The organism is Streptomyces sp. NPDC002004 (assembly GCF_053593975.1).
On the sequence record NZ_JBSFDP010000021.1, the window covers coordinates 26,209 to 48,100 of the forward strand.

Annotated in this window: 20 protein-coding genes; 8 read left to right on the forward strand and 12 right to left on the reverse strand. The window is 71.9% G+C overall.

Annotated features, from left to right (window positions below; all coding sequences use genetic code 11):
- Positions 1-90 precede the first annotated feature (90 nt).
- Positions 91-315 (forward strand): dodecin, encoded by a 225-nt coding sequence (locus ACWCP6_RS25595; protein ID WP_450934885.1) that lies wholly within the window; start codon positions 91-93, stop codon positions 313-315.
- A gap of 30 nt (positions 316-345) precedes the next feature.
- Here ACWCP6_RS25595 and ACWCP6_RS25600 read toward each other — a convergent pair whose 3' ends face one another.
- Positions 346-834, reverse strand: coding sequence for a phosphatase domain-containing protein (locus tag ACWCP6_RS25600; protein ID WP_450934886.1), 489 nt, complete (start codon positions 832-834; stop codon positions 346-348).
- A 56-nt stretch (positions 835-890) separates the two neighbouring features.
- Here ACWCP6_RS25600 and ACWCP6_RS25605 point away from each other — a divergent pair, with 56 nt between their 5' ends.
- Entirely contained in the window at positions 891-1,907 is a 1,017-nt protein-coding gene (locus ACWCP6_RS25605) for an LLM class flavin-dependent oxidoreductase (protein WP_450934887.1), read from the forward strand.
- Between the two features lie 181 nt (positions 1,908-2,088).
- The gene (locus tag ACWCP6_RS25610) at positions 2,089-4,428 is read left to right on the forward strand and encodes an ABC transporter (RefSeq protein WP_450934888.1); all 2,340 of its coding nucleotides are present in this window, start codon (positions 2,089-2,091) and stop codon (positions 4,426-4,428) included.
- Between the two features lie 157 nt (positions 4,429-4,585).
- Here ACWCP6_RS25610 and ACWCP6_RS25615 read toward each other — a convergent pair whose 3' ends face one another.
- The 6 genes from ACWCP6_RS25615 to ACWCP6_RS25640 form a co-directional block, all read right to left on the reverse strand.
- Positions 4,586-6,112 (reverse strand): acyl-CoA synthetase, encoded by a 1,527-nt coding sequence (locus tag ACWCP6_RS25615; protein ID WP_450934889.1) that lies wholly within the window; start codon positions 6,110-6,112, stop codon positions 4,586-4,588.
- 33 nt (positions 6,113-6,145) lie between these two features.
- Positions 6,146-7,096, reverse strand: coding sequence for a lysophospholipid acyltransferase family protein (locus ACWCP6_RS25620; RefSeq protein ID WP_450934890.1), 951 nt, complete (start codon positions 7,094-7,096; stop codon positions 6,146-6,148).
- The gene (locus ACWCP6_RS25625; RefSeq protein WP_450934891.1) at positions 7,096-7,872 is read right to left on the reverse strand and encodes a GNAT family N-acetyltransferase; all 777 of its coding nucleotides are present in this window, start codon (positions 7,870-7,872) and stop codon (positions 7,096-7,098) included. The genes ACWCP6_RS25620 and ACWCP6_RS25625 overlap by 1 nt, the downstream gene beginning before the upstream one ends.
- A gap of 246 nt (positions 7,873-8,118) precedes the next feature.
- A complete protein-coding gene (locus tag ACWCP6_RS25630; RefSeq protein WP_450934892.1) occupies positions 8,119-8,868 on the reverse strand; it encodes a succinate dehydrogenase/fumarate reductase iron-sulfur subunit in 750 nt (249 codons plus the stop codon).
- The gene (locus tag ACWCP6_RS25635) at positions 8,865-10,832 is read right to left on the reverse strand and encodes a fumarate reductase/succinate dehydrogenase flavoprotein subunit (protein WP_450934893.1); all 1,968 of its coding nucleotides are present in this window, start codon (positions 10,830-10,832) and stop codon (positions 8,865-8,867) included. Before ACWCP6_RS25635 ends, ACWCP6_RS25630 begins: the two co-directional genes overlap by 4 nt.
- Positions 10,833-10,834: 2 nt before the next feature.
- The gene (locus ACWCP6_RS25640; protein ID WP_450934954.1) at positions 10,835-11,506 is read right to left on the reverse strand and encodes a succinate dehydrogenase; all 672 of its coding nucleotides are present in this window, start codon (positions 11,504-11,506) and stop codon (positions 10,835-10,837) included.
- A gap of 130 nt (positions 11,507-11,636) precedes the next feature.
- Between ACWCP6_RS25640 and ACWCP6_RS25645 the strand changes: the two genes are divergently transcribed.
- Positions 11,637-12,524 (forward strand): LysR family transcriptional regulator, encoded by an 888-nt coding sequence (locus ACWCP6_RS25645; RefSeq protein WP_450934894.1) that lies wholly within the window; start codon positions 11,637-11,639, stop codon positions 12,522-12,524.
- 13 nt (positions 12,525-12,537) lie between these two features.
- Here the strand turns inward: ACWCP6_RS25645 and ACWCP6_RS25650 are convergent, their stop codons facing one another.
- The 3 genes from ACWCP6_RS25650 to ACWCP6_RS25660 all read right to left on the reverse strand — a co-directional run bounded on the left by ACWCP6_RS25650 (position 12,538) and on the right by ACWCP6_RS25660 (position 16,731).
- Positions 12,538-14,673 carry a putative bifunctional diguanylate cyclase/phosphodiesterase gene (locus ACWCP6_RS25650; RefSeq protein ID WP_450934895.1) on the reverse strand — a complete coding sequence of 712 codons (2,136 nt, stop codon included), beginning with the start codon at positions 14,671-14,673 and terminating at the stop codon, positions 12,538-12,540.
- Positions 14,670-15,479 carry an SAM-dependent methyltransferase gene (locus ACWCP6_RS25655; RefSeq protein WP_450934896.1) on the reverse strand — a complete coding sequence of 270 codons (810 nt, stop codon included), beginning with the start codon at positions 15,477-15,479 and terminating at the stop codon, positions 14,670-14,672. Before ACWCP6_RS25655 ends, ACWCP6_RS25650 begins: the two co-directional genes overlap by 4 nt.
- Before the next feature lie 253 nt (positions 15,480-15,732).
- The gene (locus ACWCP6_RS25660) at positions 15,733-16,731 is read right to left on the reverse strand and encodes an SCO0930 family lipoprotein (protein ID WP_450934897.1); all 999 of its coding nucleotides are present in this window, start codon (positions 16,729-16,731) and stop codon (positions 15,733-15,735) included.
- Between the two features lie 261 nt (positions 16,732-16,992).
- Here ACWCP6_RS25660 and ACWCP6_RS25665 point away from each other — a divergent pair, with 261 nt between their 5' ends.
- The 3 genes from ACWCP6_RS25665 (at position 16,993) to ACWCP6_RS25675 (ending at position 19,207) form a co-directional block, all read left to right on the forward strand.
- Entirely contained in the window at positions 16,993-17,496 is a 504-nt protein-coding gene (locus tag ACWCP6_RS25665) for a hypothetical protein (RefSeq protein ID WP_450934898.1), read from the forward strand.
- Positions 17,497-17,512: 16 nt separating this feature from the next.
- Entirely contained in the window at positions 17,513-18,274 is a 762-nt protein-coding gene (locus ACWCP6_RS25670) for a bestrophin-like domain (protein ID WP_450934899.1), read from the forward strand.
- 192 nt (positions 18,275-18,466) lie between these two features.
- Positions 18,467-19,207 (forward strand): hypothetical protein, encoded by a 741-nt coding sequence (locus ACWCP6_RS25675; RefSeq protein ID WP_450934900.1) that lies wholly within the window; start codon positions 18,467-18,469, stop codon positions 19,205-19,207.
- A gap of 68 nt (positions 19,208-19,275) precedes the next feature.
- On the opposite strand, the gene ACWCP6_RS25680 is transcribed toward ACWCP6_RS25675, so the two are convergent.
- On the reverse strand, positions 19,276-19,950 hold the full coding sequence (locus tag ACWCP6_RS25680) for a hypothetical protein (protein ID WP_450934901.1): 675 nt from the start codon (positions 19,948-19,950) through the stop codon (positions 19,276-19,278).
- 331 nt (positions 19,951-20,281) lie between these two features.
- On the opposite strand from ACWCP6_RS25680, the gene ACWCP6_RS25685 reads away from it, so the two are divergent.
- Complete coding sequence (locus ACWCP6_RS25685) at positions 20,282-20,950, forward strand: class F sortase (protein WP_450934902.1); 669 nt, start codon at positions 20,282-20,284, stop codon at positions 20,948-20,950.
- A gap of 77 nt (positions 20,951-21,027) precedes the next feature.
- Here ACWCP6_RS25685 and ACWCP6_RS25690 read toward each other — a convergent pair whose 3' ends face one another.
- Positions 21,028-21,873, reverse strand: coding sequence for a polysaccharide deacetylase family protein (locus ACWCP6_RS25690; RefSeq protein ID WP_450934903.1), 846 nt, complete (start codon positions 21,871-21,873; stop codon positions 21,028-21,030).
- Positions 21,874-21,892 lie beyond the last annotated feature (19 nt).

A 21,892-nucleotide genomic window follows, 5' to 3' on the forward strand; every position in this document is an offset into this window, starting at 1 on the left:
GAGGTGGGCCGCCGCCGTCCCCTTTACGGTGGAGTGGCACCGCAATGCCGCGGAGGCCCCGTACTGTCGCGAAGAGGAGAAACACCCCTCATGACCGATAACACCTACCGTGTCACCGAGATCGTCGGCACCTCCCACGAGGGCCTCGACAAGGCCATTCAGAACGGCATCGCCCGGGCTTCGCAGACGCTCCGGAACCTCGACTGGTTCGAGGTGACCCAGGTGCGCGGCCAGATCGAGAACGGCCGGATCGAGCACTACCAGGTCGGCCTGAAGGTCGGCTTCCGGCTGGACGAAGGGGACCACGCGGCGTAGGGCCGACACGCGGCACGGGCCCGGAGGCGCTCAGGTGCGTCCCGCGCGCTGCTGCGCGTCCCGCAGCGCGCGTGACGTACGCGCCCAGCGTGCCCGTACGACGGCGAAGCCCGCGCGTTCGGCGTCCGCGCACACCAGTTCGTCGTCGTCGACGAGCACCCGGACGTCGCGGCCGCGGGCGAGCCGGCGCAGGACCTCCAGCTTGGTCAGGCGTGCGGGCCGCCGGTCGTCGTCGCGGCGCATCCAGATGCGCCCCTCGGGCAGCCCCTGCGCCACGATCCACGCGGCGGTGTCCGCGCGGCACCGCTCGGGCCGCCCGGTGAGGTACACCACCTCGCACACGGCCGCGTGCTCCCGGACGAGCGCGATGCCCTCGTCGAGCGGCGGGTCCTCCGGGGCCGCGGCGAAGAAGCCGTTCCAGTCGCGCGGTGTCCGCTCCAGGAAGTGCTGCCGGTGCGCGGTGTCGGCGAGGGTGCCGTCCAGGTCGAAGACGGCCAGGGGTATGTCGTCGTGCGTCACCGGGCCACCCTAGGGTGTGCCGGGAATCCTGGCGCCGCCGCAGCGTTGTACCGGGGGTGAGCAGCTCAGTGATCCGCGAGACCCGGTTCTCCGTACTCGACCGTTCGCGCATCCGCGAGGGGCACGACGCCCCGGCGGCCCTGCGCGACACCGTGCGCCTGGCGCAGCGCGCCGAGGAACTGGGCTATCACCGCTTCTGGGTCTCCGAGCACCACGGTGTCCCCGGCGTGGCCGGCTCGGCACCCACCGTCCTCGCTGCGGCCGTCGCGGCGGCCACCCGCCGCATCCGCGTCGGCACCGGTGGTGTCATGCTGCCGAACCACCGACCACTCGTGGTGGCCGAGCAGTTCGGCGTGCTGGAATCGCTCTTCCCCGGCCGGATCGACATGGGCATCGGGCGCTCGGTCGGCTTCACCGGCGGGGTGCGCACGGCACTCGGCCGGAACAAGGACGACGCCGGCGCCGATGACTTCGCCGCCCAGCTGGCCGAGTTGCTGGGCTGGTTCCGGGGCACCTCCCCGACGGGCGTGCACGCGCGTCCCGCCGAAGGGCTTTCGGTGCCGCCGTTCGTACTCGCGACCGGTGAGGGCGCGGGGATCGCCGCCGAGGCGGGGCTGCCGCTGGTGATCGGCGACCTCAGGGGCCGGGAGCGGATGCTCCGGGCGATCGACCGCTACCGTGCCGCGTTCCGCCCGTCGCCCTGGTCCGCCGAACCCCATGTGGTCGTCTCGGGCACGGTGGCCGTGGCGGCGACCTCCGACGAGGCGTACCGGCTGCTGATCCCTGAGGCCTGGGCGATGGCCCACGCGCGCACCCACGGCGACTTCCCTCCGCTCGCCCCGGCCGAGCGGATCGGGTCGCTGCCGATGACCGCGAAGGAGCGCGAGTTCTACGAGCAGAACCTGCGCGGCCAGCTGTACGGGACCGAGGACGAGGTGGCCCACGGTCTGGAGACGCTGATCAAGGAGAGCGGGGCGCAGGAGGTGCTGGTCACCACGAACACGCACGACCGGGACGCGCTCGACGACTCCTTCCGGCGCCTGGCGCGGCTCGCGGGTCTGACGGCGGTGTGAGCGCAGGCGCCGGGCGCCGTTCCCCCGCGTCGACCCGATCCGCCGCCCCCGGCGCCCCGTCGCGACGGGGGTTCGCCGGACGGCTCACGGGCCGGCCCCGGCCGGGGCACGGGAGGAGCCTAGAATCGTGGGGTTTGTCCCCCACGTACGCAGTACGGCGACACCGCTCGGAGCCCGCCCCATGGCACACCCCCACGATCCGTACGTCCGGGTGCGCGGCGCCCGCGAGCACAATCTGCGGAGCGTCGACGTCGACATCCCGCGCGATGTGCTCGCCGTGTTCACGGGTGTCTCCGGCTCGGGAAAGTCCTCGCTGGCCTTCGGCACCCTCTACGCCGAGGCGCAGCGCCGCTACTTCGAGTCGGTCGCGCCGTACGCACGTCGGCTGATCCACCAGGTGGGGGCGCCGAAGGTCGCCGAGATCACCGGCCTGCCGCCCGCGGTCTCGCTCCAGCAGCGGCGCTCGTCGCCCACTTCCCGCTCCTCCGTGGGCACGGTCACGACCCTGTCCAACTCCCTGCGCATGCTGTTCTCGCGCGCGGGAGAGTACCCGGAGGGCGCGCCGCACCTCGATTCGGACGCCTTCTCGCCGAACACGCCCGCCGGAGCGTGTCCCGAGTGCCACGGCCTGGGGCGGGTGCACCGCACGACGGAGGACCTGCTCGTCCCCGACCCGTCGCTGTCGATCCGCGAGGGTGCCGTCGCCGCCTGGCCGGGCGCCTGGCAGGGCAAGAACCTCCGGGACATCCTCGACGCGCTCGGCCACGACGTGGACCGGCCGTGGCGGGAGCTGCCGCAGGAGGAACGCGACTGGATCCTGTTCACGGACGAGCAGCCCGTGGTGACGGTCCACCCGGTCCGCGAGGCCGGCCGGATCCAACGCCCCTACCAGGGCACCTACATGAGCGCCCGGCGCTATGTCCTCAAGACGTTCTCGGACACCAGGAGCCAGACGCTGCGCTCGAAGGCTGAGCGGTTCCTCCGGAGCACGCCGTGCCCGGTGTGCGAGGGCAGCAGGCTGCGGGCCGAGGCGCTGGCGGTGACGTTCGGGGGGCGCACTATCGCCGAGCTGGCCGCGCTGCCGCTCGCGGACCTCGCGGAGGTGCTGCAGGGCACCGGCGGCTCCGAGACGTCCCGGGTCCTCACCGAGGACCTGCGGGCCCGCATCGCGACGGTCACCGAACTGGGCCTGGGCTATCTCAGTCTGGACCGAACGACGCCGTCGCTGTCCGCGGGCGAACTGCAACGGCTGCGGCTGGCCACCCAGCTGCGGTCGGGGCTCTTCGGTGTCGTCTACGTCCTGGACGAGCCGTCGGCCGGCCTCCATCCGGCGGACACGGAGGCCCTGCTCGGGGTGCTGCACCGGCTCAAGGCCGCCGGCAACTCGGTGTTCGTCGTGGAGCACCACCTGGACATCGTGCGGCACGCCGACTGGCTCGTCGACGTGGGACCGCGCGCGGGCGTACACGGCGGCCGGGTGCTGCACAGCGGGCCGGTCGGCGAGCTGGAGCACGTCGCGGAGTCCGCGACGGCCCGTTTCCTCTTCGACCGCTCCCCGGCGCGCGAGCGCCGGGTCCGGGAGCCGCGCGGCTGGGTGACGGTGGGGCCGGTGACCCGGCACAACCTGCGGGGGGTGACGGCGCGCCTGCCGCTGGGCGCGTTCACCGCGGTGACGGGCGTGTCGGGCTCGGGCAAGTCCACCCTGATCGGCGAGGTCACGGAGGAGCTGGCGGGCGTGGGCCGGCTGGTCGTGGTCGACCAGAAACCCATCGGCCGCACGCCGCGCTCCAACCTGGCCACGTACACGGGCCTGTTCGACGTGGTGCGCAAGGCGTTCGCGGCGACCGACGGGGCACGGGCGCGCGGGTACGGCGTCGGCCGCTTCTCGTTCAACGTCGCGGGCGGCCGGTGCGAGACCTGCCAGGGCGAGGGGTTCGTCTCGGTGGAGCTGCTGTTCCTGCCGAGTACGTACGCCCCGTGCCCGGACTGCGGGGGCGCCCGCTACAACCCCGGGACGCTGGAGGTGACGTACGCCGGCCGGACCATCGCGCAGGTGCTGGACCTGACGGTGGAGGCCGCCGCGGAGTTCTTCGCGGACACGCCGCCGGTGCTGCGCAGTCTGGAGGCGCTCCTCGACGTCGGGCTCGGCTATCTCCGGCTCGGGCAGCCCGCGACCGAGCTGTCGGGCGGGGAGGCGCAGCGGATCAAGCTCGCGAGCGAGCTCCAGCGGGTGCGGCGCGGGCACACCCTCTACCTCCTCGACGAGCCGACGACCGGGCTCCATCCGGCGGATGTCGAGGTGCTGATGCGGCAGTTGCACGGGCTGGCCGACGCGGGGCATTCGGTGGTGGTCGTCGAGCACGACATGAGTGTGGTGGCCGGGGCCGACTGGGTCGTGGACCTCGGGCCGGGAGGCGGTGACGCGGGGGGCCGCGTGGTCGCGGCCGGCCCGCCGGCCGAGGTGGCCCGCGCGGCGGGCAGCCGGACGGCGCCGTACCTCGCGCGGGCGCTGGGCGGGTAGGACGGGGGAAGGGCCCTCCGGCGTTCGCGGAGGGGCCGTTCCCACCGGTGGGCGGGGCCGTTCCGGGTGAGGGGGCCGTATCAACCGGTGGGCGGGTCCGGGTGACGGGGCGGGGTGGTGGAGCACCGCGGTGACGGGAGGCGGCGGGACCGGGGAGTCACCCCTGCGGGCCCTCGCCCCAGTACCGCTCGCGCAGCACCGACTTCGCGAGCTTCCCCGTCGGCGTCCTCGGCAGTTCGCCCGTGAAGTCCACGCTGCGCGGTGCCTTGTAGTGGGCGATGCGCTCGCGCACGAAGGAGATGAGCTCGCGCTCCAGGGCGGCCCCGGGTGTTGCGCCCTGCGCGGGCTGCACGACCGCCTTGACCGCCTCGCCCATCTCGGGGTCCGGAACCCCGACGACCGCCACGTCGGCGACCGCGGGATGCAGGACGAGGCAGTCCTCGGTCTCCTGCGGATAGATGTTGACACCGCCGGAGATGATCACGAAGGCGCGCCGGTCGGTGAGGAAGAGATAGCCGTCCTCGTCGACGTGCCCGATGTCCCCGGTCGTGGTCCAGGTGGGATGGGCGGGATGCTGCGCCTCGCGCGTGCGGGCGTCGTCGTTGTGGTACCGGAAGGGGAGTTCCGGCCGTGCGAAGTAGACGGTGCCGGTCTCGCCGGGCGGCAGTTCCCTGCCGTCGTCGCCGCAGATCCGCAGCTCGCCGAGGAGGCCGGCGCGGCCGACGGAGCCGGGCCTGCGGAGCCATTCGTCCGGGCCGATGAACGTGATGCCGTTGCCCTCGGTGGCCGCGTAGTACTCGTACAGCACGGGGCCCCACCACTCCATCATCCGCCGTTTGACCTCGACGGGGCAGGGCGCCGCCGCGTGGATGGCGACCTTCATCGAGGACAGGTCGTACCGCTCGCGCACGGACCGGGGCAGTTTCAGCATCCGTACGAACATGGTGGGCACCCACTGGCTGTGGGTGACCCGGTGCCGTGCGACGGCCGCGAGCGCGCCCTGCGCGTCGAAGGCGTCCATCAGCACGACGGTGCCGCCCGTCGCGGTGATCACAGCGCAGAAGCGCAGCGGCGCGGCGTGGTAGAGCGGTGCGGGGCAGAGGTAGACGGTGTCCTCGCCGAAGCCGTACATGGGCTGGAAGAGGGCGGTGTAGGCCGTGGGCTCCTCGCGCACGTCCCCCTCGGGGAGCGCCGGTTCGATGCCCTTGGGCCGGCCGGTGGTGCCGGACGAGTAGAGCATGTCGGTCCCGCGCGGCTGGTGGGCGGGCGGGACGGGCGAGGCGGCGGCCAGTGCCTTCTCGTAGCTGCCGTCGTCGAAGCCCAGCCGGACGGGCAGGCCGGGCACCGCCCCGGTCACCGCGGCGCCCAGGTCCTCGAGCGCACCGGCCACGACGAGCGCGCGGGCGCCGCAGTCCCGCACGATGTAGGCGGCCTCGTCGGCGCTGAGGTGGTGGTTGACGGCGGTGAGGTAGAGGCCCGACCGCATCGCGGCCCAGTAGACCTCGAGGACGCGCGGATCGTTGTCGGAGAGCACGGCGATGTGGTCGCCTCTGCCGAGCCCCGCGGCCCGCAGGTGGTCAGCGAGCCGCAGCGAGCGTTCCTCGAGCTGTCCGTACGTCAGGCTCCGGCCGCCGTCCGCGGTGACGACGGCCGTCCTGGCGGGGTCGTACGCTCCCGGGTACATGCGGGGACGGTACCGCAGGCAGGTGACGCAGCGTCAGAGGTGGGCGGGACCCGGGTCGACCCCACCGGCGGCGCGGGGCGCGGGAAGGGTGCCGGACCCGGTCGTCGCCGCCTCGGCCGCGCGGGCGAGCCCACGGCGGTCCGTGGTGCCGTCGGCCGTCAGGGGCGCGAGCACCTCGACGTCGGCGACCAGCCGGTGCGCGGTCGCCACCCGCCACAGCGAGGCGCCGAGAGTGTCGTCGCCGACGAACGCGGCGGCCGTCGCCGTCCGTCCGCCGTCGGCGCGGTATCGCAGCCGCACCGGCTGGACCGGGACGCCCGCGTCGAGGGCGGCCTGGAACACCGCGCGGCGGAACCGGCCCTGTGCCCGCCCGCACCAGGTACTCCCCTCGGGGAAGGCGACCACGGCGGAGCCGGCGCGCAGGGCCCCCGCGATCCGGGCCACCGTGGCCGGCAGGGCACGTATCCGGTCCCGTTCGATGAAGAGCGCACCGCCCCGCGCCACCAGCCGGCCCGCCACGGGCCAGGTGCCCACCTCGGACTTGGCGAGCATCCGCGCCGGCCGCACGGCGGCGAGCAGGGGGATGTCCAGCCACGAGATGTGGTTGGCGACGACGAGGACGCCGCCCTCCGGTACGGGGCCGCCCCCGATACGTATCCGCACCCCCACGGCGCGGACGACCGCCCGGCACCACCCGCTGACGAGCCGGTCCCGCAGCCCTGCCCGGCACCGGGCCACGAACGGCGACAGCACGATGCCGACCAGCACGACCACGGCGAGCACGGCGAGCCGCGGCACGGCACGGATCGCCGCGGGCCCGCCGCGTGCGGCGCCCGCGCAGGCCTCGGGCGTGCACGGCGCGGTGGGCAGCCAGACGTTGACCGGACCGGCCGGCGCCGGGGCGTCCGCCGGCGTGTGCTGCGCCGGCGTGGCACCGTGGGGCACGGCCGGCGGCACCCCGTGCACCGTGCCGACGGTGGTCATCAGGAGGGCACCAGCGACAGGAAGTGCCGCAGGTAGCGGGGGTTGACCCGGCGCATCGACAGCAGCACGTACAGGTCGGCCACCCCGAAGTCGGGGTCGTGGGCCGGTGCCCCGCACACCCAGGCGCCGAGGCGGAGGTAGCCGCGCAGGAGCGCGGGAAGCTCGGTGCGCGTGGCGGGGCGTACGACGCCCTCGGGGGACCAGGGGAGCAGGGGGCGCACCCGGTACTCCTCCGGCGCCAGGTGCCTGGCCTCGACCCGGTCCCAGGTGCTCGCGGCGAGCGCACCGCCGTCGGCGAGCGGGAGCGAGCAGCAGCCCGCCAGCCACTCGTGGCCGCCACGCACCATGTAGTGGGCGATCCCGGCCCAGATCAGCCCGATGACGGCGCCGTCGCGGTGGTCGGGGTGGACGCAGGACCGGCCCACCTCGACGAGCCCGGGGCGGATCGCGGCGAGGGGCGCCAGGTCGAACTCGCTCTCCGAGTACAGCCGCCCGGCGACCGCGGCCCGCTCGGGCGGCAGCAGCCGGTAGGTGCCGACGACCTGCCCGGTCGTGGTGTCGCGCACGAGGAGGTGGTCGCAGTACGCGTCGAAGGGGTCGATGTCGAGTCCCGGCTCCGGCGTGGCGAGCAGGGCGCCCATCTCCCCGGCGAAGACCTCGTGGCGCAGCCGCTGCGCGGCGCGCACATCGGCCTCGTCACGGGCGAGCGTGACGGTGTAGCGGGCGCCGCCGGGTGCCGGGGGCGCGGGGGCGTGCAGGACGGGGACGGCGGTCATGGTCTCTCCTGGTCGCGAGCGGGGCGGGCCGGTGAGCGGGATGGGAGTCCCCCTTGCACCCGCGGAGCAGCCGGGAGCCCGGAGGAGACACGGACCCTGTGGTTCGGCTCCATGTCGCTACCGTTCTTCCGTCGCCCGCTGGCCTTGGCGTGACCGGCGTCAGGAGAGTGGATGTGCGGCTGTTGAACGGCAGAGGCGGCGGTGCGTCCCTCCGGGCCCACCGCCGCCTCCCCCAGCGCGCTCCGTTCAGCGCCCGCCCGCCTTGCGGGTGGCACGCAGCCACTCCCTGTTCATGCTGGTGATCGAGAACAGCGGGATGCCCTTCGGACACGCGGTCGCGCATTCCCCGGCGAGGGTGCAGCCGCCGAAGCCCTCCTCGTCCATCTGCGCCACCATGTCGAGCACTCGCGTCTCGCGCTCGGGGCCACCCTGCGGCAGCACATTGAGGTGGTTGACCTTGGCCGAGGTGAACAGCATCGCCGCGCCGTTCGGGCAGGCGGCCACGCAGGCGCCGCAGCCGATGCACTCGGCGTGCTCGAAGGCGAAGTCGGCGTCCGCCTTCGGCACCGGCGTGGCGTGGGCCTCGGGCGCCGAGCCGGTCGGCGCGGTGACGTAGCCGCCGGCCTGGATGATCCGGTCGAAGGCGGAACGGTCCACGACCAGGTCCTTGACGACCGGGAAGGCGGCGGCGCGCCAGGGCTCGACGTCGATCGTGGCGCCGTCGCGGAAGGACCGCATGTGCAGCTGGCAGGTGGTGGTGCGCTCCGGTCCGTGCGCGTCGCCGTTGATGACGAGCGAGCAGGCGCCGCAGATGCCCTCGCGGCAGTCGTGGTCGAAGGCGACCGGGTCCTCGCCCCGGAGGATGAGCTCCTCGTTGAGCGTGTCGAGCATCTCCAGGAAGGACATGTCCGGGGAGATTCCGTCCACCTCGTACGTGGACATGGCACCGTCGGCGTCGGTGTTCTTCTGGCGCCAGACGCGCAGGGTGAGCTTCATGCGTAGCTCCGCTGGGTGGGGTGGACGTACTCGAAGACGAGGTCTTCCTTGTGCAGGGTGGGGGGCGCACCGGTACCGGTGAACTCCCAGGCGGCGGCGTAGGAGAACGCGTCGTCGTCGCGCGCGGCCTCGCCGTCGGGGGTCTGGGACTCCTCGCGGAAGTGGCCGCCGCAGGACTCGGCCCGGTGCAGTGCGTCGAGGCACATCAGCTCGGCGAGCTCCAGGTAGTCGACGATGCGGTTGGCCTTCTCCAGCGACTGGTTGAACTCCTCGCCGGTGCCCGGGACCTTGATGCGGCGCCAGAACTCCTCGCGGATCTCCGGGATGCGCGACAGGGCCTTGCGCAGTCCGTCGTCCGTGCGGGCCATGCCGCAGAACTCCCACATCAGTTCGCCGAGTTCCCGGTGGAAGGAGTCGGGTGTGCGGTCGCCGTCCACGGCGAGGAGCCGTGCGAGCCGGTCCTCGGTCTCCCGGACGGCGGCCACGGCGGCCGGGTGGGTGTCGCCCACCTCGTCCTTGTGCGGGTTGCGCGCCAGATAGTCGTTGATCGTCGACGGGAGCACGAAGTAGCCGTCCGCGAGACCCTGCATGAGCGCGGAGGCGCCCAGGCGGTTGGCGCCGTGGTCGGAGAAGTTGGCCTCGCCGATCGCGAAGAGGCCGGGAACGGTGGTCTGCAGGTCGTAGTCGACCCAGAGGCCGCCCATCGTGTAGTGCACTGCGGGGTAGATCCGCATCGGCACCTCGTACGGATCCTCGTCGGTGATCCGCTGGTACATGTCGAAGAGATTGCCGTACTTGGCCTCGACGGCCGTGCGGCCCAGGCGCGCGATGGCGTCGGCGAAGTCGAGGTACACGCCCTGGCCGCCGGGGCCGACGCCGCGGCCCTCGTCGCAGACGTTCTTCGCGGCGCGCGAGGCGATGTCGCGCGGCACGAGGTTGCCGAAGGAGGGGTAGATGCGCTCCAGGTAGTAGTCGCGCTCGTCCTCGGGGATCAGGTTCGGCGGCCGGGTGTCGCCCTTGGCCTTCGGCACCCATATGCGGCCGTCGTTGCGCAGCGACTCGCTCATCAGCGTCAGCTTGGACTGGTGGTCGCCGGTGCGCGGGATGCAGGTCGGATGGATCTGGGTGAAGCAGGGGTTGGCGAACCAGGCGCCGCGCCGGTGCGCCCGCCAGATCGCGGTCGCGTTGGAGTTCATGGCGTTCGTCGACAGGTAGAAGACGTTGCCGTAGCCGCCGGACGCGAGCACCACGGCGTCCGCGAAGTACGTGTCGATCCGGCCCGTGACCAGGTCGCGGGCGACGATGCCGCGGGCGCGGCCGTCGACGACGATCAGGTCGAGCATCTCGGTGCGCGGATGCAGCTCGACGTTGCCGGCCGCGATCTGCCGGGACAGCGCCTGGTAGGCGCCGAGCAGCAGCTGCTGGCCCGTCTGGCCGCGGGCGTAGAAGGTGCGGGACACCTGGACGCCGCCGAAGGAGCGGGTGTCGAGGAGACCGCCGTACTCGCGGGCGAACGGCACGCCCTGCGCGACGCACTGGTCGATGATCTCGACGGAGATCTGGGCGAGGCGGTGCACGTTCGACTCGCGGGCGCGGAAGTCGCCGCCCTTGACGGTGTCGTAGAAGAGGCGGTGGACCGAGTCGCCGTCGTTGCGGTAGTTCTTCGCCGCGTTGATGCCGCCCTGGGCCGCGATGGAGTGCGCGCGGCGCGGCGAGTCCTGGTAGCAGAACTGGACGACGTGGTAGCCCTGTTCGGCGAGGGTGGCGCCCGCGGAGCCGCCGGCGAGGCCGGTGCCGACGACGATGACGGTGTGCTTGCGGCGGTTGGCCGGGTTGACCAGCTTCGCCTCGAAGCGGCGCGTGTCCCAGCGCTCGGCGATCGGTCCGGTCGGCGCCTTGGTGTCGGCGACCGGCTCCCCGGTCGTGTAGGCGGCGTAGGCGGGATACTCGGGGCGAGGGGTCATGGTCAGCTCACCACTCCGGTCATGACGGCGACGGGTACGGAGACGAAGCCCACCGTCAGCACGAGGGCAAGGACGTTGGCGATGGTCTTGAGGATGCGGTCGCGGGTGCGGCTGCCCACGCCGAGGGTCTGCGCGGCGCTCCAGAAGCCGTGCCGGACGTGCAGTCCGAGCGCGAGCATCGCGACGATGTAGATCACGTCGCCGTACCAGGTGGAGAAGGTGTCGACGACGTTCTGGTAGGGGTGGCCGGACTGGAAGCCGCCGGAGTGCACGGTTCCGGTGGTCAGGTCGAGCAGGTGCCAGACGATGAACAGGCCGAGGATGATCCCGCCCCAGCGCATGGTGCGGGTCGCGTAGCTCGCGCGCCGCTTCCTGTGCACGTACGTACGGGGGCGCGCCCTGATGTCGCGGCGGCTCAGCTGGTACGCGGAGGTGGCGTGCGCGACGACGGCGGCGACGAGCACGACGCGGACGAGCCAGAGGGTCCACTCGTAGTGCATGAAGGGCTCGCCGACCACGCGCAGCCAGTGCGCGTAGTGGTTGAACTCGCCCGCCCCGAAGAAGATCTTCAGGTTGCCGATCATGTGGACGACCAAGTAGAGCAGCATCACCAGGCCGCTCACGGCCATCACTGTCTTCTTGCCGACGGACGAGTCCCACAGCGTGCGCGTGATGGACGGCCGTCGATCCGTCCGCGTTGCCAGAGCCATGACTGGCACGGTAGGGGCGCGGGAGGCGATCGGTCCAAGACATGGTCCGGCTCATTTCCATAGGCAGGGCCTATCGGACCCGTACGCTGGGGGCATGCAGTTCCAGCAGCTCCAGTACTTCGTGGCGGTCGCCGAGGCCCGGCACTTCACCCGGGCCGCCGAGCTGGTGCACGTGGCCCAGCCGTCGCTGTCCCAGCAGATCCGTGCGCTGGAGCGGGAGCTGGGCGCCGATCTGTTCCTGCGGGCGCGCGGCAACATCACGCTGACGGACGCCGGGGAGGCACTGCTCCCGCTGGCCCGGCGGATCCTCGCGGACGCGGACACGGCACGCCTGGAGGTGCAGGAGCTGGCGCAGCTGCGGCGGGGACGGGTGCGGCTGGGCGCGACCCCCAGCGTCTGCACGGGTCTGCTGCCGGATGTGCTGCGCACCTTCCACGACCGGTATCCGGGGATCCGGCTGCTGATCGAGGAGGGCGGGTCGCACGATCTGGTGCGGGAGCTGGCGCGCGGCGCCCTGGATCTGGCGCTCGTCGTGCTGCCGCTGCCCACGCCGTCGCCGGCGCTGACGACGGTGGAGGTGCTTCGCGAGGACCTGGTCGTGGTGTCGTCGCCGGAGGCGCCCACGCCCGGGCGGAGCCGTGGCCGGACGGTCCGGGTCGCCGATCTGGAGGGCGAGCGGCTGGTGATGTTCCGCCATGGGTACGACCTGCGGGAGCTGACCGTGGCCGCGTGCCGCGCCGAGGGCTTCGAGCCGGACTTCGCCGTGGAAGGCGGCGAGATGGACGCGGTGCTCGGGTTCGTACGTGCCGGGCTCGGTGTCGCCGTCGTCCCTCGCATGGTGGCGACCCGGGCGGGCCAGGGGTTGCGGGTCACTCCCCTGGCCCGGCCCGGTCTGCACCGGACCATCGCCCTCGCCCACCGCAGCGATGTCGCGCCGCCCAGGGCGGCGCGGGAACTCCAGCGGATGCTCCTCGAGCGCTGACCCGCCCCCGGGGTCAGGTCGTGGCGTCCGCCAGGGCCAGCTCGTGGAGGCGGTCCGGCGGGCCCGGGCGGGCGTAGTACCAGCCCTGGGCGGTGTCGCAGCCGAGTTCGCGCAGCTGATCGGCCTGCGCACCGGTCTCGACGCCTTCGACGGTGACCGCCAGGTCGAGGCTGTGGGCGAGGGACACGATCCCCTCGACGATCTTCATGTCGATCGGGTCGGCCGGGAACTGCTGCATGCCCTGCGTGAACGACCGGTCGAGTTTGAGCACGCTCACCGGCAGGCGCCGCAGATTCGCCAGGTTCGAGTAGCCGGTGCCGAAGTCGTCCAGCGCGATGTCGACGCCCATCTCCGCGAGCCGGTGCAGCGGCTTCAGCAGATCGTCGTCGGCGCCGATCAGCGCGGACTCGGTCACCTCCAGGCACAGCGCGGACGGCTGGAGTCCGGAGCGCTCCAGGATGTCGACGGTGTCGGCGACCAGTCCGGGGTGGTTCAGCTGGCACGGGGAGAGGTTCACGTTGACGCGCAGCGGCCCGGCGTCGGCGTGGCGTTCCTGCCAGGCCCGGGCCTGGCGCGCGGACTCCTCGAGGACCCAGCGCCCGAGCGGCACGATCAGGCCGGTGTGCTCGGCGAGCGGGATGAAGCGGTCCGGTCCGAGCCGTCCGTGCTGCGGGTGCGCCCAGCGCACCAGCGCCTCCGCGCCGCGCACGCTGCCGTCGGCGAGGTGCACCAGCGGCTGGTACTCGATGAAGAACTCGCCGCGCTCCAGCGCGGTGGGCAGCGCCGTGGTCAGCCCGTGCCGGGTGATGGCGCGCGCGTCGGCCTCGGGGTCGGCGAGCTCGTAGCGGTTGCCGCCCGCGGACTTGGCCCGGTACATCGTGATGTCGGCGCTGCGCAGCACCTCGGCCGCGCCGCGCTCGCCCGCGGGTCCCTCCACGATGCCGATGGAGCCGCGGACGGTGAGTTCGCGGCCGTCGAGGCGGATGGGCGTGGACAGGGCGTTCATGATCCGCCCGGCGAGCTCGTCGACCTCGTGCTGGGTGTCGCGTCCGGTGGTCAGCGCCACGAATTCGTCGCCGCCGAGCCGGGCGACCATCTCGCCCGACGCGGTGGCGCAGGACTGGAGCCGGTCGGCGACCTCGACGAGGAGACGGTCGCCCGCCGCGTGCCCGAGGCTGTCGTTGACGGTCTTGAAGCCGTCGAGGTCGAGGTAGCAGAGCCCGAAGCGCATGCCCTCGCCCGCGGCGAGCGCCTTCTCCAGACGTTCGAAGAACAGCGTGCGGTTGGGCAGGCCGGTGAGCGCGTCGTGGGTGGCCTCGTAGCGCAGCCGCAGATTGAGCAGCCGGCGCTCGGTGGTGTCCTCCATCAGCGCGAGCTGGTAGTGGGGTACGCCGTCGGCGTCCCGCAGCAGCGACACGGTGAGGTTGGTCCACAGGACGGTGCCGTCGGGACGGTAGAACGCCTTCTCCACGCGGTAGTGCTCGCGTTCGCCGCGCACCAGCTCGTCGTAGAGCTTCCACACGTGCGGCGCGTCGTCCGGATGGGTCCACTCCATCACGTTGCGCCGGCGCACGAGGTGCCCGGCGCCCCCGAACATGCGGACCAGGGCGTCGTTGACCTCCAGGACGGTGCCGTCGAGGTCGGCGATCCCGATGCCGATCGCGGCGCCCTCGAAGACGGCGCGGAAGCGGGCCTCGGAGGCGTGCAGCGCCTGTGCCACCTCGGAGTTGGCGCTGAGCGCCGCCTTGGAAATGGCCTCCTGCTCGGCGAGGGTGCGCTCGCGCAGCGCCCGGGCGAACCCGGCGGCGACCGCATGCTGCAGCCGCGACGAGCGGGTCCGTTGCTCCTCGGTGGGTCCGTCGGCGCCGCAGTACAGCACGAGGTAGGCGTCGACCACGTCGAGGGTGCGGCTGAGCGACTCCGGGTCGGTGCAGTGCGCGCCGATCAGCGCGGCTCCGACGGCGTGGCCCTCGGACGCGTCGAAGGTGCGGGCGCGCAGCGCGTCGCGCAGCCGCCGGGCGAGCGGTACGAGCTGTCCCTCGAACTCGGGCCGGGTGAGCGAGGTCGCCGTGACCGGGAAGATCGCCCGGCTCCAGATCGTGGCGAACCTGCGCAGTCTGTCCTCCGGGCTGTCCGGCTCCGCGGTCACGCCGTACGCCCCACGCCGCCGTAACCCGAGAAGGAGTAGGGATCCTCCTCCTCGGACGTGTCGGGCCGCCACTGCGGCATCGGCACGAGGCCGGGCTCCACCATGTCGTATCCCTCGAAGAACCGCGCGATCTCGTCGCGCGTGCGCATGATCAGTGGACTGCGTATGTCGCGGTAGACGCCGACCGCGCCGCCGGCCTGTTCGGCGGGCACGGGTATGCCGTCCAGCGCGGCGTGCGTGACGATCAGCAGACTGCCGGGGGCGAGTGCGTCACGGAGTTCGGCGACGGCGGCGTACGGGTCGTCGGCGTCCTCCAGGAAGTGCAGGACGGCGACGAGGAGCAGCGCGACCGGCCGGCCGAGGTCGAGGAGCCTGACGACGGGCTCGCTGGTCAGGATGTCGCGGGGCTTGCGCAGATCCGCGGCGACGACGCCGGCGTCGGCATTCCCCTCGAGCACGGCGCGGCTGTGCGCGACGGCTACCGGATCGTGGTCCACGTACACCACTCGGGCGCCGGGGCTGGCGGACTGGGCGACCTCGTGGACATTGCCGAAAGTGGGGATGCCGGAGCCGATGTCCAGGAACTGGGTGATGCCCTGCTCGGCCGCGTACCGTACCGCTCGGCGCATGAAGGCACGATTCGCCTGCATGATCTTGGGGAGTCCCGGCATGAACTCCATGGCCCTGCGGGCCGCTTCCCTGTCGACCTCGAAGTTGTGCGAACCGCCCAGGTAGTAGTCGTAGATCCGCGACACGCTCGGCACCGAGATGTCGATGCCCTGTGGGGCCCAGGCGGGACGCTCCATCAAAGTCTCCAAGGCGTAGGCGAGCCGGTGTTCGAGCCGAGGCTACTGATCGCCCGCCAACGGAGCGAGTCGAAACGGAAATTGGGCGTCCGTTCTCGGTCACTGCCTCCGGCACGTGCCGTATGGACGGTATACGAAGAAGAACCCCATCATTCCGAACTCAACCGAAAAAACTCAGTCCGCTCCTTCCATGGTGCGGAAGGAGCGGACTGAGGGGGGGTCGGACACGCCCGGAGCGGCGATCCGGGGCGATCTACTTGGCGGGCGCGCCGATCGGCTTGCCGTCGGGCGCCACCGCGTACCAGGTGCCACCCACGCCCTGGCCGTTGGTGTCACCCGGCTTCTGGTCACCGGAGAACGTGTACACGGGCCAGCAGTTGATGGTCATCTGCTTGGTGCCGTCGGGCCGCGTGAAGCCCATGAGGCCCTTCTTCTGGACACCCTTGGTGTCGTTCGGGGCGACCGGTGCGACGGCCGGCCACTTCTCCAGGCAGGCGCCGGTGCAGTTCGACACCGACTTCGGCCATGCCTTGTCCTTCAGGAAGCGGTAGACCGTCATGCCGTTCTTGTCGACGACGACCGTGCCGAGCTTGGGGTCCTTGCGGGTGGACAGGCCCGGCAGGTCGGCGGGCTTGGCGGAGCCGGGAGACGCCTTCTTGCCGTCGGGGGCGGCGGCCCACCAGATACCGCCCACGCCCTGGCCCTTCACATCGCCGGGCTTCTTGTCCTTGGCGTAGCGGTACATCGGCCAGCCGTCGATGGTGAGCTGCTTGGAGCCGTCCTTGCGGGTGACGGAACCGAGCAGCGACGGGTCCACACCGGGCGCGGCCATCGCACCGTCGGCGGGCACCACCGGCCAGGCCTTCGCGCAGTCGCCGTCACAGTTCGAGGCGGGCGGCTCCGCGGTGTCCTTGTCGAAGCGGTAGAGGGTCCAGCCGGCGCTGTCCGTGAGGACCTTGCCCAGCTCCTTGCTGTTCCAGACGGCCAGCTGGCCCGCGGACTTGCTCTGCGCGCCGGCGGCTTCCTTGCCGTCCGATCCGTATCCGTTGCCCGAGCCCGAGCCATAGCCACCGGAGCCGCCGGAGCCGTAACTGTCCTGCGCGGCTGCCGCGTTGCCCACGTTCTGGCTGCCCGTGTTCTGGGCGGCGTTTTCCTGGCCGCATGCCGTCGTGAGCGCCAGCACGGCCGCAGCTGTCGCTACGAGGGAGGCACTCCGCCAGGCCCGGGGGGAACCCCCTGATCGACGCTGCATTTCGTCAACTCCCGTTCATGTATGGGCTACTCATCGAGACGCCTGGTGCGCCGCGCATGGCCCTAGGTACGGGCGGTGACGGTGGATGTGTTCAATGCGCCGGAGAAAAACTTTCCCGGACCGGGAATCCGGCCCGCCCGGGACCTGCACGGTCACCCTGACCTGGGCACTTTCAAACCTCGGCGCTTCCACTCCCCACCTTCGGGCCAATCGGCGTCCGGTTCGGAGTGCCGGAGGGGTGCGCCGCCCATGCTCTCGGACGTGCATCGATCTCAGCGGACCCGATCCGCCCTCGCCCTGCGCGCGGTGACGCTGTTGGCCCTGACCTGGCCGGTCGGAGCCCTCGCGATCGCGGACGCCGCCGTGGCGGCGGCCCCGGCCGACTGCGCGATCGCCACGATCGGCGAAGCGGGCACCGGCGACAACGTGGCGGTCGCGGGGAACGGCACCGTCTGCCGTACGGCCCCCAAGCCCCGTCCCCCGAAGCCGGCGCCCCCGCCGCCTCCGCCGCCCGAACCGGCCCCACCACCCCCTCCTCCTCCCCCACCTCCGCCTCCTCCCCCACCACCGCCTCCACCGCCTCCACCGCCGCCGAAGCCCTCCCCCACACCCCGTGTCGTCCCCCGCCCCACACCGGTGCACTACCCGGAGTACCGCCCCGCGGCGCGGACACGGCCGGTCCGCAGCGGGCCGTCCGTGGTCACTCTCACCCTGCTCATCACGGCTCCCGCGGTGTTCGCCGTCGCCGCGCTGCGCCCCCGCTGACCGAACGGAGGTTCCGATGTCGGAATGGCTTGTTCTCACCCTCGCGATGGTGGCCGCGTGCAGCGTGGTGCTGCTGGTGATGGTGCTGCGGCACCGCCGGATCACCGATGACGACGACCCGAACGAGACACCGGACGTCATCGAATACATCACGATGATGATCGGCGTGGTCTACGCGATCGTGCTCGGCCTGGCCATCGCGGGCGTGTGGGAGGCACGCAGCGAGGCCCAGGACCACGTACGCGCCGAGGCCCAGGCGCTGCACGAGGTCAGCGAGCGCGTCCGGGTGTATCCCGCCGACGTCCGCGATCGGATCCGCACCGATGTCAACACGTACGTCGGCCATGTCGTGACCACGGAGTGGCGCACCATGGTGAACCACGGCCACCTCACCGCCCGGGGCGACCGGCTGCTCGAGGACGTACGCCGGGACGTCACCGACTACCGGCCGAGGTCGGACTTCCAGGCGCAGGCCTATCAGCCGCTCGTCGACCAGGTGACCGCGGTGGACGAGGCGCGTCACGCCCGCGCCGAGGCGACGGGGCCCACGATGCCGCCGGTCGTGTGGTTCGGCCTGATCACGGGCGCCCTGGTCACCATCGGGATGGTGTTCGCGCTGCAGATCCGGCGTACCCCGCGCGAGCTGATCCTGGCCGGTCTGTTCTCGGCGCTCATCGCGTTCCTGCTCTTCCTGATCTGGGACTTCGACGACCCGTACAGCCGGGGCGTCACGGCGAGCACGGGACCCTTCCGGATGCTGTTCCCGCATCTCGGGTGAGGGAGGGGCCATGGGCCACCCGGGTGCCGCCCGGGCGGCCCGTGTCCCCTGAGTGGCCCAGGCGTGTGCCCCATTCGCGCGACACGGATCGCGGCGGCCCGCGCGCCTCCTTAGCGTTTCGGGCATCGAGGTGCATTTCCGACGCGAGCGGAAAAGGTCCGCAGTGCTCCTCGGGGACCTGGAGGAATCACCATGCGCGCGATACGCGTCGCTTCGGCCGCTCTGCTCGGGGCCGGCGCCCTGGCCCTCACCAATCCGTTCGGATACGCAGCCGACGACCAGAAACCGGACGCGATGTCCGGTGCGTTCCAGACGAGCGTCTCGCCCGCCACGATCGCCGCCGGCGGCAAGCTGACGCTCAAGGCGTCCGGCTGCGCCGGCGACACCGTCGTGTCCTCGGGCGTCTTCAACGACGTCACGATCGGCAAGAGCAGCGGCTCCGTGACGGCCGCCATCGCCAATGACGCGAAAGAGGGAGCCTCGTACGCGGTGACCTTCCGCTGCTCCGGAAGCAGCGCGCACACCGACGAGGTGACGATCGCGTCCGACACCAACGGCAACGGCAACGGCAACGGCAACGGCAACGGCAACGGCAACAGCAGCAACAACAACGGCAACGGCAACGGCGACCGTTCGGACAGCGGTTACGGCCGCGACGACAGCGGTTCCGGCCGGGACAGCAACAGTTCGAACCACAACAACGACAGCGGTTCCGGCCGCGACGACAACGGTTCGGACCACGACAACGACAGCGGTTCCGGCCGCGACGACAACGGACGCGACTACGGCGACCACGGCGTCAAGGCCGGTATCGGCGGCAGCGTCGGCCGCTCCGATCTCGGACAGATCGGGATGGGCGCGGCGTTGATCGCCGGTTCCCTCGGCGCCGCAGTGTACTGGTCGCGGCGCCGGGCCGGAGAAGAAAGCTCGTGATACGGCCTCTGGCCCCGGATCCCTCGGGATCCGGGGCCAGAAGGGCTGTTGTCGGACGGTTTCTCGGGTCAGGTGTCCTCGGCCCGACGGCGCATCCAGAACGCCCCGCCGCCGATCACGGCCGACGCCACCAGGCCGCCGCCGATGGCCATGTCGGTCGGAGTCGCGCCGCTGATGATGCTGCCGCCGAAGCCACCGCGCACCGTGCCGCGGATCACGGAGAAGGCAGCGGGACGGGTCAGCGTGCGGGTGCCGCAGATGGCGGTGATGTCGTAGGGGCCGGGACGCGCGTTGCGGTCGATACGGACGGTCGCACCGGTGGTGTTGCCGCCGCCGTCGATGGGGGTGAGCCGGGTGGGCGGGAAGGCGAGCGACTGAACGGTGCCGTTGACACGGCACGAGTTGCCGTCGACGGTCACGGTCAGGACGCCGCCGGGTGCGACGACGCTGGGCAGGGCGGTGATGTTGCTCGGGTCGCCGCGGTCACCGCCGACACCACCGACGCCGCCGACACCGCCGCCGCCGCCGATTCCGCCGCCACCGCCGCCGCCACCGCCACCGCCACCGCGGTCCCCGCCGACACCTCCGTCGTTGCCGCCGTGTTCGCCGCCCGGACCGGCGACGTTGCCGCCGCCGGCGCCGTTGGCGCCGCCCTCACCGCCGACGCCGGCGAAGGCCGGCGTGGCGAGGGCGGCCACGGCAACCGCGGCGGCCGAGACAGCCAGGGCACGAGTTGTTCGCATGGGAATCCTCCCGAAGGGCGCCCCGGGGAACCGTCCCCGGCATCGGTGAGAACGCCCTCTCAGACTGACCCTCAGTTGCCCTGCTCGGACCCGCATTTCGGGAATCGCCCGTCCCGGTGAGCGAACACACCGTCAGATAACCGAGTTGAGGGGCATCACCGCAGGTCACGGACCGTAAAAAAATTCCTGCGCGGGATGTCCCCGGATGGCTCACGATCATGTGCCCGCCACCCGTTCGCCACTGTCCTGTCGCCCGTCGGCGGCAGGGCCCTTAGCGTTCCTATACGCGCAAGGGACGCGGTAAGCACACCGCGTCGAGAGGGGATAGAGAATGTCTTCGTCCCAATTGCTCGAACAGGAGGAACGGCCCCGAAAGCGAGCGCCGTGGGGCGTGATAGCGCTTGTTCTGCTGTCCGGCCTCGCACTGATCCGCAACGGATCGGGCGAATTCGACGTCGGGCCGCCGCAACCCGCGTCCGCCGCGGCCGCGGACAGCCGGACACCCGCCTCGTCGGGTGGCAAGGCGCCCGCGCCGCTGCCGTTCTCGATGGCCGAACGGGTCGCCATCCCGGCGATCCAAGTGGACGCGCCCATCATGCCGGTGGGGCTCGACGCCGACGGCTGGGTGGACGCCCCGCCGCCCGACGACCCCAATCTCGCCGGCTGGTTCAGCGGCGCGGCCGCGCCCGGCGAGAAGGGCACGGCCGTGATCGTCGGCCATGTCGACAACACGAAGGGCCCGGCCGTGTTCTACGGACTCGGGTCGCTGAAGAAGGGAAATCACGTCGAAGTACGGCGCGCGGACGGCAAGACCGCCGTCTTCGACATCTACGGCGTCGAGGTCTTCTCCAAGGAGAACTTCCCCGGGAACAAGGTGTACGGGGACACTGGGGTCCCGGAGCTGCGGGTCATCACCTGCGGCGGCGGATTCACCAAACAGAGTGGATACGAGGGCAATGTCGTGGTTTTCGCCCGCCTGGCCGACGTCAAGTCGACGTGACCCGGGCGGGCGAAAGCCCCCTCCGCGGGCAGGCGAAAGCCCCCCTTTTTTTTCCGGCGGGCGAAAGCCCGCCTTTTCTATGTGTACTTCCTTCTGGGCAGCACGACGTGGTAGCCCTCGTCCAGCAGCTTCGGCAGATAGCGGCGCAGCGCCGCCACGGACTGCGAGCGGTTGCCCCCCGCGTCGTGCTGGAGCACCACCACACCGGGACGGGCGCCGCCGAGGACGTTGTTCACGATCCTGGTGGTGCCGGGCCGCTCCCAGTCGTCGGAGTCGACGGTCCAGGCGAGCGGTTCCATGCCCAGCTTGGCTCCCAGCTCGAAGGTGTTGCGGTTCCAGGCGCCGTACGGGGCACGGAACCAGAGCGGGGGCTGCCCGATGATCTTCTCGATCAGGTCGGAGGTGCGCTCCATCTCACGCCGGATCTGCGCCCGGGTCATCGTGGTGAGGAGCGGATGGGTCCAGGTGTGGTTGCCCACGACATGGCCGTCCCCGACCATCTCCCGCACCAAGTCCTTGTTCTCGACGGCCATCTCCCCGCACACGAAGAACATCGCGCGCACGTCGTGGCTGCGGAGCGTCTCCAGAACGCCCGGTGTGTAGAGGGGGTTGGGGCCGTCGTCGAAGGTGAGGGTGATGCTGCGGCCCTGCTCGGGCAGATCCATGATCGGTCTGCGGCGCACGGGGGTACTGGCAAGGGTCCGGCCCGGGGTCCCGTATCCGGTGATCGGCTGGAGCCGGAAGGTGGAGGCCTTCGGAGGTGCGACGGCTTGCGGACCCGGGGCCGGGGTGCGAGTCGCGGACGGGCTGCCGGGCGCGCCCGCCCGGTCCGTTCCGGAGCAGCCCGCGATGGCGGTGAGTCCCAGGGCGGCGACGCCACGCAGCAGCGTCCGGCGCGCCGGGGTCGTCCGGTCATTTTGCATTACTAATCAGTCGCATGGC